A 12,617-nucleotide genomic window follows, 5' to 3' on the forward strand; every position below is an offset into this window, starting at 1 on the left:
ATGGCTGTGGCCGGATAAAAAAACCCAAACAGACTTCAGGACACGAAAATCTGTTTGGGCAGAGTCGTAAGTTGCCGGGATACACCCGCTTAACCATGTTGCCTGTCATGGTCAACCGGTACGACGCGCACCCAGAGGAGTTACAACATACAAACTCTTTCATAACCCGTGCCACTCTTAGCAATCTTCGCAAGTTATTGTTTTAAAAATGTTTTACCGATATACCAGATAGCTTAGCCCGGTCTATCATCATCCTTGGCCACCCGAAACAGTGCACCTGCACCAAAAGCGAACACGAGCAGACGGCGCTTTTTTCCGGCTGCCGGCTTAGGTACAATCGCCCGCTTTAGTGGTTTTTACAGGAACGCGCCATGCTTAGCGAACAACAACTGGCCACCATGCTGGCCTTACAGGGTAAAATGAATACAAAGGTTAACCCACAGTGGTTAACTGCCGGCTATGGCTATTTACGTGCCGCCATGGTGGAATCCGTCGAGGCCATTGAGCACCACGGCTGGAAATGGTGGAAAGCGCAGCAAAAAGACATTGCCCAGTTGCAAATGGAGTTGGTGGATATCTGGCATTTTGCGTTATCCGATGCCCTTATTCGCCATCAAGGCGACATTGAAGCCACCGCTGCCGAATTGACCGACCAACTGGCCCAGACCTCCCAGGCTGTCACCTTTGATGGTCAGGAGTATGCATTTGACAATATGACCTTATTGCAAAATCTTGAGCTGATGGCCGGGCTATGCGCCGCTAAACGCTTTGACGTGCGGCTGTTTATGCATATTGCCACCCAATGTGAGCTGTCCGCCGGCGCGCTGTACAGCCAGTATGTGGGCAAAAATGTACTGAATTTTTTCCGCCAGGATCATGGTTACAAAGATGGCACCTATCAAAAAACCTGGGCCGGCCGTGAAGACAATGAACATTTGGTGGAAGTGCTTGAGGCGCTGGATACCGAGCTAAGTGACTATTCTGACAAGATTTATGAAGGCTTGCGGCTGCGCTACCCTAGCTAGCGCTTGAGACTTTTTCAGCGCGCTGCACAACAGCGACTGCCCTTGTTATTGCGCCGCAGACAGATTTTTCTGCGTGCGCATGCAGGCGCTGCATTCAAGGCTAAGAATGCGCCCCTTACCTGCCAGATGTTAATCCGCGCTTAAATTATTTGCCCGATAATACGGCCAGACGGCTGCGTTTGGGCTGGCGAATCCGCTGGATCACAGCGGTGATAGTGCACACGGTGAACAACGCTAAAAATACTACGCTGCCGATAAAATCCTGTTGCGCTATATTGATGGTAGCTGCGGCGGCGGCAACACCGGCAGCGATAAAATTAAGCTGGCTTTTATGTAGGGGGTTTTTCATTCTGTCTCTGGTTGAGTGGCGCTTGTGCTTAACCGGCCTAAGCAGTATCAGGCGGGTCAGCGTGCAAGCAAGACGCTCATAATGCGTCAAGACAGGCTGCAGGGTCAAGAAAAACCCCGGCAGCCGTCATACATATGGATGTCTAAGCGTTGTCGACAAATTCCACCGGACAATCATATTGCTCGTGAATCAAATCATCAAATCGCTTTTCCAGCACGTGTCGCTTCACTTTTAACGTAGGCGTCAATAAGCCGTTTTCGATAGTCCAGGGCGCATCCAACACCACCACGTGGTCCACTTTTTGGTGGCTTTCCAGGCGCTCGTTGATGCGCTGCAAGGTGCTTTGCAACGAACGCTGGACATCGCCGCGGTCCTGATCATCTGCAGACTCGCTCAGTACCACCAACGCGATGGGCTGGGCTAGATTGGTGCCGGTCACGCATACCTGCTCCACCAACGGGTTTTCCATAAAATTGGCTTCGATGGGTGCCGGGGTCACATATTTGCCCTTGGCGGTTTTAAAAATATCTTTAAGACGGCCAGTGATACGGATATAGCCTTCGGCATCCATCTCGCCCTTGTCACCGGTACGTAAGTATCCATCCGGGGTCACCGCGTCGTGGGTTTTTTCCGGCTCCAGATAATATTCCACCATGTTACACGGTGATTTGACCTGAATCTCGCCCTGGTCTGAGATGCGAATATCGACTCCATCATAGGCTTTACCAATGGTGCCGATCTTATCTGCCCGAAACGGCAGGCTGGCCGTGCCATACGCGCTGTTTTCGGTCATGCCCCAGCCTTCAGAAATATAAATGCCCAGCTTGCTAAACCAGCGGATCACCGGCGGTGCCAGTGGCGCTGAACCGCTGGCCCAGAACCGTGCCTGATCCAGTCCCAGGCCCTGACGGATCTTGCGGGCAATCAATTTATTTAACAACGGTACTGACAATAAAAACGACAGTTTGCGTTGCGGGATCTTGGCCAGGATCCCCATTTGAAACTTGGTCCATAAGCGTGGCACTGACACAAACAGCGTTGGCTGGCCAGCTTGTACATCACGCTGAAAGGTATCTAAGGATTCGACAAAAAAGATTTGCGGGGCTGAATAAAATGCCGACAATTCGATCAGTACCCGCTCGGTGATATGAGCCAGAGGCAGATAACTCATCAGGCGATCATCATGACCCACACCCAGCGGGCCCAGAGAATTTTGCGCGGCCCAGCAAATGGTGCGATAAGTGTGTACTACGCCTTTGGGCTGGCCGGTACTGCCCGAGGTATAGATGATCGTCATCAACGCATCCAGCGACGGCTCGGGCGAGTCGCTGATAGGGTCGCAATCGATAAAATCCTGCCAGGTTTGTTTACCACTGATACCAGGATAATCGTAATACACGGTGTGGTATTTTTCCGGGATAGCAGGCAATTGTTCCTTGGCGTTGTCCAGCTTGCCCACAAACAGCATTTTGACATCGGCGTGTTGGAGAACATACTCGATGGTACTTTTGCCGGCAGAGCCAAAAATTGGCACCGACACATGCCCGGCCAGCATGATGCCTAAATCGGTGATAAACCATTCGGCGCAGTTTTTGGCAAATATTGCGATACGGCTACCGGCCGGATAATCTTGCTGGCGCAATGCTGCGGCCACCCGGCGTGCCTCATTGGCCACCTGAGCCCAGGTGTAGGTTTGGGTCTGGCCATCCCGCGGCTGATGTAAAAATACTGCGTCGGCCCGCTCCCGCTCCCATTTATACAGCATAGAAACCGGCGTGGCGGTGACCTCGGCAACGGTGGCGTTACTTGAATCCAATGGCATAAGTATTCCCTTTTCTCGCAACATTATTTACAGCCTTTTCACAAATATATAATAAGGCTGTTTTCAGGCTCAAGCACTATCGCATAATAACTTTGCATAATCAGATATAAATCAGGCCAATAGTAATACTGGCCGGCACAAATATCCGCCTTTGCCTTGCACTTTGCGGTCAATCCGTGTACCGATAGAACAATCAATTGCACACACCAGCAGGGGCTTTGCCGTCATGATCACATTTTCACTCAACCAGCAGCCGCAACAATACGACGGTGACCCGCAGATGCCCTTGTTGTGGTATTTGCGCGATAACCTGGCCATGACAGGGACCAAGTATGGCTGTGGCATGGCGGTGTGTGGCGCCTGCACAGTGCATCTGGATGGCCGCGCCACCCGCGCTTGTCGCCTGCCCATGGCGGCCATTAAAGATAAATCCGTGACCACCATTGAAGGGCTGGATGACCAGCATGCGCATCCGGTGCAAATTGCCTGGGCCGAGCATGATGTGCCTCAGTGTGGTTACTGTCAAAGCGGGCAAATTATGCAGGCCGCCGCGCTACTGGCAGATGTGCAAGACCCCACCGACCAGCAAATTGATGAAGCCATGGCCGGTAATATTTGCCGCTGTGGTACCTACCCGCGGATCCGGGCTGCCATCAAAGCCGCAGCCAAGGGGAAATCAGCATGAGTACATTTAATGCTAACCGCCGGCAATTTATTAAACGCGTCAGCACCGGCGCCGGCCTGACTCTGGGCCTGACCCTGTTGTCTAAACAATATGGCATGGCCGCTGATTCGGCCAATCCGACCCAGCTTAGCCCTAATGTGTTTGTTTCTCTCGCGGCTGACGGCCAGTTGGAAGTCACCTGCCACCGCTCAGAAATGGGCCAACAGGTGCGCACCGCCATCACCCAGATAGTTGCTGATGAACTGGATGCGGACTGGAGCCGGGTGTCCACCTTACAGGCCGACGGTGACAGCCAGTATGGCGACCAGAACACCGATGGCTCGCGCAGTATTCGACGCAATCTAGGCCGCTTGCAGGAAGCCGGTGCCACCGCGGCGTACCTATTACGCCAGGCTGCTGCAAAAGGCTGGCAGGTGCCGATAGAAGAATGCCGCTGTGACAACCATGCAGTGGTGCATACCAATAGCGGGCGCCGCGCAGACTTTGGCGAACTGGTAAGCGTGGCAGCCGGCCTGCCCCTGCCGGAAGCCGGGCTGGTGAGTGTAAAACCCCGTGACCAGTGGCGTTATGTGGGCAAGGGCATTCGCAGTATCGACATGCAGGCGGTGGTGTCTGGCAACACTGAATTTGGCCAGGATGTGCGCATTGATAACATGTTGTATGCGGTGATCCAGCGTCCGCCGGTAATGTTTACCCGGCCAACACGAGTGCAGGATAAACAAGCCCGGGCGGTCGCCGGTGTCAAAGATATCATCACGCTTCCCGATGCCAGTGCACCCGCCATGTTTAAACCCTTGGGCGGCGTGGCGGTGCTGGCTGAAAATACCTGGCAAGCCATGCAGGGTTTACAGGCACTGCAAATTGACTGGAGCACTAATGAACACAGCCAGTATGATTCAGCCAGCGAGCAGGCCGAACTGGAAAAAACCGCCCGCGCCGCTGGCACTGTGGTGCGCCAGCGCGGTGATGTGAAAAAGGCCATGGATGCTGCCAGTCAGACCCTGGAAGCCACGTATTTTGCGCCCCTGCTATCCCAGGCGCCTATGGAGCCGCCGGCAGCGCTGGCGCGCGTTACCGATAGCGAAGCTGAAATCTGGACCAGCACCCAAACCCCGCAGGCCACCAAAGCACTGGTGGCTGAAGTGCTCAATATGCCGGAAGAAAAGGTTACCGTGCATGTGACCTTGCTGGGTGGCGGTTTTGGCCGCAAATCCAAACCCGATTTTGCCGCGGAGGCTGCCTGGCTGGCCCGCAAGGCCGGCCGCCCGGTCAAAGTCATCTGGCGGCGTGAAGATGATATCCAGCATGGGTTTTATCATACGGTCAGTGCCCAGCATTTGCGTGCCGCACTGGACGCCAACGGGCGCACCACCGCCTGGCAGCACAATACAGTGTTTCCTACCATCAGCAGTACCTTTGCCAAGGGCGCTGATACCCCCAGTGCCGGCGAACTGCGCCTGGGCTTTATTGATAACCCCTTTGCCATTGATAATCTGCAGCTTAGCAAAGGTCAGGCTGGCAACCACCTGCGTATCGGCTGGCTGCGCTCGGTGGCCAATGTCTACCATGCCTTTGCCATCCACAGTTTTGCCGACGAACTGGCCGCCGCCGCCGGCCAAGATCCCAAAGCCTATCTGACCCAGTTGATTGGCCCTGCGCGGCACATCGATCTGGCTGACGATGGCGCTGAATATGACAACTATGGCGACCCGCTGGAGACCTACCCTATTGATACCGGGCGCTTGCGCAATGTGATTGAACGGGTGACCGCCATGGCCGACTGGGATAAGCGAAAGCAACAAAACCGGTTTTTGGGCCTGGCCGCCCACCGTTCATTTTTAAGTTATGTGGCCACGGTGGTCGAAGTGGTGGTCGAATCGGATGGCCGCTGGCACATTCCGAATACTTACATGAGTATTGATGCCGGTACGGTGGTAAATCCCGAGCATGTCAAAGCGCAGTGTGAAGGCGGCGCCATCTATGGGTTAAGCTGTGCCATTGGCAAGATCACAGCCCGCGATGGCCGCATTGAACAATCCAACTTTCACGATTACCAGGTAGCGCGCATGCAGCACGCCCCGCGCAATATTGATGTAGATATTGTAGAGAGCGACGCCGCCCCAGGTGGTGTGGGTGAACCGCCTACCCCGCCGTTTACTCCGGCGCTGGTCAATGCATTGTTTGCAGCCACCGGACAGCGGTTGCGTACCCTGCCGATCCCGCTGATCTTGCCTGAGACCGGTGCAGCGTAATTCGCGCTCCATCATGGATGTTGGCTAGGCGGGCAAGCAAATCGCGCGCTGATAGACAGAACCATGCAATTGCCGGCCCTGGTGCTCATAGCCATAGGGCAGGCAAAGCTGTGGGCTAACCCCGTTGGTGGCCAGCAAAATCGGCGTTTTCTGGGTGCCACCGCATGGTTAAAAAAACGCCTTGTTAGCCTGCTCCAAGGTGAGTAAGGTCGGCGCCTGCGTTGCGGCTATCGTCACAAAATGGTGCAAGACTTAGCCGTTGCCGCTACCCGTTTGCAGCAAGGCCGGCTGGCGTAACAAATCGCTAATCTGGTCAGTCGGCAGCGGCCGGGCATAATAAAAGCCCTGATGATGACGGCAACCAAGACGGTTGAGCAACGCTGCCTGCGACGCCGTTTCCACGCCTTCGGCCACGCAATCCATACCAAAGGTGGCGGCCAGCTGAATAGAGGTTTTTACCAGGGCGGCAGCCATTTCATCGGATTCAATATCCTCGACAAAACTGCGGTCGATTTTCAGCACATCTAACGAAAAGTTTTTTAGATAGCTTAACGATGAATAACCGGTGCCAAAATCATCCAGCGAGAAGGTAAAGCCTGCCTTCTGAAATTGCGCAATCTGGGCCATGGCAAAGGCGGTGTCATCCATCAGCAAACCTTCGGTGATTTCAAAACGCATGGCAGATTCGTTAAGACCACGGGCGTACATCATCCGACGCAACAGGTCCAGATACAGTTCTGCTTTAAAATGCAGCGCCGAGATATTAATAGACACATAGCCTTCAAAGCCCAGCTGGCGCCAGGCCGCCACATCATCCAGTGCCCGCACAATGGCTTTGCGGGTAACATCTACAATGTAGCGCAGCTGCTCCAGGACCGGCACAAATTCGCCCGGGGACATGGGCGCATCGGCACTGTGGCAGCGCAACAGCAGCTCCACCCCTTCAATCTTGCCAGCCGCGGTATCTACAATGGGTTGATACACATTATAAAAACGCCCTTCCTGATACGCCAGTTTGACCTTGTTTTCCAGCAGCATCAGGTCTTTGGCCCGGTCATTCATGTCGCGGGTAAAATAGACAAAGCCGTCGACGGTATTTTTCTTAGCGGTATACATGGCTACATCAGCCTGTTTTAACAACTCGGCCGGGGTCTGGGCATCTTCCGGGTAAAATGAAATGCCCACGCTGCAAGAGATACATAGCACCTCATCGCCCAGCGCGATGGGTGTTTCGATAGCGGCAATAAGCTGGCCGACAAAACTGTTGATGAGCTGTTCAGATTCCATTTGCGGCCGCACGATGACAAATTCATCGCCTCCCAGCCGGGCCACAGTATCTTCCGGGCTGGCAGCCGCAACCATGCGCTCGGCCACAATTTTAAGCAATTGGTCACCCTGGTCATGACCCAGGCTGTCGTTGATACCTTTGAAGCGGTCCAGGTCTACAAACAAGACTGCCACGCGGCGTTGATGCTCGGCTGCCCCCTCCAGCGCCTGTTGCAAATCTTCCAGCAGCAGGCTGCGGTTGGCCAGGCCGGTCAGGCTGTCGTAACGGGCTAGACGCATTAACTGGCGCTCAGCCGCTTTCTGTTGGGAAATATCACTGATCACCACCAGATAATGGTCGGTATGGGGCTGACCGCCCTCATCGGCCACGGCGGTAGCATCAATGATCACATCATGATGCAGGCCATCGGCTGCTGTGAGCCGGGTTTCACGCTGACTGTAACCGCCGGGGGCCAGCGCCAGTAACGGTTGCTGTAATTGGTGGGCCAGGCGACGCTTGTTGCGGAATAAGTCGATCAGCGCCTGAGTTTGCTGACGCTCATTATCGGCCAGGGCAAACGCCCGACAAAAGGCGGTATTGGCGGCCACCGGGGTTAAGTTGGGATCAAATACAATTACCCAGTCACGGGTCTGGCTAAATGCTTCGCCCATGATTTGCAGCTGGCGCTGAGTCTGCGCCTTGACCCGATTTTGATACCGCCGGTACCAGCCAAATAGCGCCATTAGCAGCACGACAATGGCAGCGTAAAGAGCCAGCGCAGCTGGCGAGCGAAGCGGCGCGTGAGCGATGGTGAAGGTAATATGCGCAGGCGTTATTTTATAATCAAATCGATCCACCACCGGGGCCACTTCAAAGCGATATTCGCCTGGGGCCAGAAAGGCAAATGCAGCGCGACCATCAGAGGTTAGCGACCGACTGATCACCTGATCATCGCGCAGCAGAGTATACGCATAGCTGTCGGTGTGATTGAAACTGCGCAACGCGTGGGTGAATGAGATAGTGAGCCCATAGTCATCGTGATCAAGCGCTAAATGGGTGCCGGCCAAGTCTTGCAAAGGGAGCGATAACGAGCGTGAGCCAACGCTCAAATTGCTAATGACTAAAGGCACGGTGGGCCGGGACATCGAGGCCTCGCTGGCAGGTTGTGGTGTAAAAATAGCAATGCCGCGGGTTGAGCCAAAAGCAATCCGACCGTCGGCTAATTTGGTGCCTGCTCCGCTATTAAACTCTGACACATTGAGTTCGCGGCCGAAGGCAAAGTCCTGCAACAAATGCTGGCGCGGCGAAAAGCGGTAGACTCCTTGATGAGAGCTGTACCAAAGATGGTTGCTGCTATCGGCGGTGACATTATAAACCACATCTGTGCTAAGCAAATTAGAGGTGTTGAAGCGCTCCACCACCTGTCCGGTTTCCATCTGGACACCCACAATGCCAAAGCGCGGAAAACCCAGCCACAAAACATGGTTTTCATCCACTTCCCACGAGGTGACGGTGGCATCGCTGTGCTTTTCTACCGGCAAATACTGATACACCTGGCGTGCCTGTAAGGTCTCCGGATCAACCAACCACACCGCCTCTGACGAGGATAACAGCATCTGCCCGTCCAGGCGCTCTGAGGTACCCAAAAACTGACTGACCTGGGTGACATCCGGCACATCGCCGGAAAATTCCAATTTTTCAAGCCGTTGCTCCGCCGGTAAGTAACGGTAAAAATCATGGGTTAAAAAGTACAACCGGCCTTTGGCATCCACTGCACTGCCGTACAGATACCCATCAAGAATTTTCTGGTCGGCCGGGTTCTGCGTCGGTAGCGACGCTGTGGTGCCGCTGGATTTATCAAACAACTTCAGGCCACTTTGGGTGCCCAGAATCAGCTTGTCCTCCCCAGCCGGATGGATAGTATGCACCGCATCATCGTCAAAATACTCGCCCTGCTTGCGCAGATAAAACTGAGACTGCAATGTTTCAAGATCCAGCCGGGTCAGGCCATTGGCGGTACCCGCCCACAAAATACCGGCGGCATCCTGATGCAGCGCCCAGATGATATTATTGGTCAGCACCGGTGGTTCAGAGACGGTATTTTGAATGTGGGTAATTTGCTGATTTTCTGGCCGCCAATACATCAGCCCTCCTAATTCTGTGCCCAGCCATAGATTCCCCAAAGCATTGACAGTCATGGTGCGGATTTTACTTTTTGCCAGGTCCTGTTGACCATGCTGGGCACGTAACAGATGCAGCGTCAGCCAATTGCCTTGAAGATCCTGAGTTAGTGAAAACAATCCATTATTAGTGGCAGCCCAGAAACCTCCAGCGTCACGCTCAATGATCTTCCACACATTTTGCTGCGCCATGATTACGTCAAAGTTGACGGGCTGACGGGTTTGCAAAGCGCGCTCCACCTGCGCCTGAGGCGCCATGTACAGCCCCTCCACAGTGCCTATAAACAGCCGTCCGTCGGAGTCAGTATGGAGAAACTTTGCGTTTTGATTGGCCATATTGGCCGGCACCTGGCCCAAATAATCCAGCACCAGCGGCTCAGCAGTCGGGCGGGTTCGGTGTTTGGCAAATACCCCGTGAGTCGACGCAATATAGGTATAGGTTTCGCCCAAATGTACCGCCCGAATCCCCTCATGGCGTTCACGCATTACCTGTGGCAGAGTGAATCTGACTTCGTGATGGACCAAATCAGCTGATACTTTAAGCACTTCGTGGTCCAGCGCCAGCACAATATCGCCGTCTGCGGTTTCACGAAAATCCTGAGCACTTTGCGCCCAACCAGTGGAGTTGAGTGCCGGACGCAGGACTTGCTGGGTAACCGTACCAGTGGCGAGATTGAGCGTGTAAACCCCGGAATTGGCGGTGCTGATCCATAACCGGTCGCGGCTGTCTAAAAACAGTTTTTTGATACTGGCATTAACAAAGATATTATCCGGCCCGTCGATGGACAAAATATGTTGCCCGTCCCATCGATTCAAACCGCCATCGGTGGCAATCCACACAAAGCCGGCGTTGTCGATGATGACATCATTGATGGTGTCTTGACTTAAGCCCTGCTGAGTGGAAAGAACCGGTAAATTCAGCTGAGAGATGATCGGCGACGCCTGCGCTACGCTTCCTGCGCCAACCCAAGTGAACAGTGTGCAATACCAAACGGACAACCACCAACTCAACCAATTTTGTCTCGAGCGCTTGTGAAAACCAGTGACCTTATTCACATACTACCTTGCACACATTGCGTAAAAAATCCACGACAGTCGGTATCATACCAAAATCCACATGCATTGCACCTGCGACTTTAAGCACAACCCGCAGCTGCGTGGCTTCAACTTTGGACAGCCATATCTTCGAACTTGGACACCCATGCGCTTTTTGATGCTGGAAACACAATTTTAAATTGAAACTCGATGCGCTTTTGATTTTGGACACACACCGTTCTAAATTGGCTCACGATCTGCCTTTCCCCTGCGCATTCGATATTGGACAGTCACCATGAATATCTGGACATACACTTTTTGTAGCATTCGATACCCAGGTTTCGCCATTTATAAGTCGCTAACAACTATTTGATTCTCACGGCGCGGTGCCCGACGATGATTGTCTTCGCCCTTTTTTCTTGCGAGATATGTTTGCAATATTCGAAGTGCGCCAGGGGCTCTATCTTTGCACTTGGCGCTGCCAATTATCTGTGGGTGTCCAGTGGTTGCAGGTGTCCAGTGAAAAGTACGCGCAACACGGGGCTGCGCCCGAAGTTACTGTTCAAATTGGATGGGGATCCGGCCTGTTTTGATCACCTGCCGTCGGATTCCGCTTACCGGGGCAAGTTTGTAAAGGTCGCCATTTAAACCTACATAACGTTTTTTGATGCCAACTCGGCCCGCCACATCGGCATGCGCTTGTAAATGCTCGGATTCGCCGTGAACTGGAATTGCGATTTGTGGCTGTACCCACTGATACATGAGAGCTAACTCTTCCTGACAAGGATGGCCGCTGGCATGAATAGGCAATGAACTCTCGGCGCTTTGTAGTGTATCGACACCCAGGCCATCCAGTTGCGTGACCAACCGGGAAACCGCGGCCTCGTTGCCGGGGATTACTATGCTGGAAAAAATGACCAGATCATTTTTTTCCAGCACCAGCTGATGATGGCTATCTCTGGCCATCCGGCTAAGCGCTGCACGTGGTTCTCCCTGGCTACCGGTGGCCACGGCCAGCACTTCTTCGGGCGGTAAATATCCCATATGTTCAGGAGCAATTAACGGCAATTCTTTTGGCCAGATACCTTGTTGTTGGGCAATGCTATACATATTTAACAGTGAGCGTCCGTACAGCGCCATATAGCGGCCAGTTGCCTGAGCAATTTTTGCTAACGAAATCAGCCGCGCCACATTGCTGCCAAAACAGGCCACCACCACGCGCCCGGTACGCGGACGGATGGTTGCCAGCAGCCCGTCATAACAGTTGCGCTCTGAAATTGAAAAGCCGGGCTTGGTCGCATTGGTGGAGTCGCCCACCAGCGCCAGAATATTTTCCTGCTGCAGCCGGCTATAAAGCGCCGGATTAAACGGTGCACCAGTCACAGGCTGGGCATCGATTTTCCAGTCCGCTGTATGCAGCACCTGCCCCGCAGACGTGGAGATTTTCAGGGCATAGGGATCAGGAATGCTATGAGTTACAGCCAGCCATTGCAGCGTGAACGGGCCTATTTGGTATGGCGAAAGCGTGTCAACTTCGATAATAGGTACCTTGCCGCTTAGTCCCACCTGAGCAAGCTTGCGACGTAGCACCTCAGCGGTAAATGGCGTGGTATAGACCGGGCAGCGCAGGCGCGGCCACAAATATGGAACAGCACCCACATGGTCCTCGTGAGCATGGGTAATAACCAGGCCAACCAGATTGTCCCGCTGCTGGGTAATAAACGTTGGGTCGGCGGCCACGATATCAAATCGCGTACTTTGCAACAGCGCCTTTTCTCCATTACCAGACGCGTGTAACGGTTCATCAAAACTTACCCCACAATCAACCATCAGCCATTGCCCGTCATGACCATACAAGTTCATGTTCATGCCGATCTCTCCTGTTCCTCCTAGGGGAACAAACCACAGGTCGTCTGGACCGGGATTGAGTAGTGAAATAACTTTCTCCCTATAATTACACATGCCTTGAGCGTGATTACGCGCTAAACACGGCGAAGTGTCA

Annotated in this window: 7 protein-coding genes; 3 read left to right on the plus strand and 4 right to left on the minus strand. The window is 53.7% G+C overall.

The annotated features are described in order from the left end of the window. The first annotated feature begins 371 nt into the window (after positions 1-371). On the plus strand, positions 372-1,025 hold the full coding sequence (locus ACTUJZ_RS04505; protein WP_463635055.1) for a dUTP diphosphatase: 654 nt from the start codon (positions 372-374) through the stop codon (positions 1,023-1,025). A gap of 145 nt (positions 1,026-1,170) precedes the next feature. On the opposite strand, the gene ACTUJZ_RS04510 is transcribed toward ACTUJZ_RS04505, so the two are convergent. Both ACTUJZ_RS04510 and ACTUJZ_RS04515 read right to left on the minus strand, forming a co-directional pair. Further along, entirely contained in the window at positions 1,171-1,374 is a 204-nt protein-coding gene (locus tag ACTUJZ_RS04510; RefSeq protein ID WP_463635056.1) for a hypothetical protein, read from the minus strand. Between the two features lie 142 nt (positions 1,375-1,516). Further along, on the minus strand, positions 1,517-3,196 hold the full coding sequence (locus ACTUJZ_RS04515) for an AMP-binding protein (RefSeq protein WP_463635057.1): 1,680 nt from the start codon (positions 3,194-3,196) through the stop codon (positions 1,517-1,519). Between the two features lie 226 nt (positions 3,197-3,422). Here ACTUJZ_RS04515 and ACTUJZ_RS04520 point away from each other — a divergent pair, with 226 nt between their 5' ends. Both ACTUJZ_RS04520 and ACTUJZ_RS04525 read left to right on the plus strand, forming a co-directional pair. Further along, complete coding sequence (locus tag ACTUJZ_RS04520; protein WP_463635058.1) at positions 3,423-3,881, plus strand: (2Fe-2S)-binding protein; 459 nt, start codon at positions 3,423-3,425, stop codon at positions 3,879-3,881. Then, complete coding sequence (locus tag ACTUJZ_RS04525) at positions 3,878-6,133, plus strand: xanthine dehydrogenase family protein molybdopterin-binding subunit (RefSeq protein ID WP_463635059.1); 2,256 nt, start codon at positions 3,878-3,880, stop codon at positions 6,131-6,133. The genes ACTUJZ_RS04520 and ACTUJZ_RS04525 overlap by 4 nt, the downstream gene beginning before the upstream one ends. Positions 6,134-6,385: 252 nt before the next feature. Here the strand turns inward: ACTUJZ_RS04525 and ACTUJZ_RS04530 are convergent, their stop codons facing one another. Next, complete coding sequence (locus tag ACTUJZ_RS04530; protein WP_463635060.1) at positions 6,386-10,579, minus strand: EAL domain-containing protein; 4,194 nt, start codon at positions 10,577-10,579, stop codon at positions 6,386-6,388. A 591-nt stretch (positions 10,580-11,170) separates the two neighbouring features. Continuing rightward, the gene (locus ACTUJZ_RS04535) at positions 11,171-12,577 is read right to left on the minus strand and encodes a ribonuclease J (protein WP_463635247.1); all 1,407 of its coding nucleotides are present in this window, start codon (positions 12,575-12,577) and stop codon (positions 11,171-11,173) included. Positions 12,578-12,617 lie beyond the last annotated feature (40 nt).

The organism is Alteromonas sp. WD8-37, assembly GCF_055326825.1.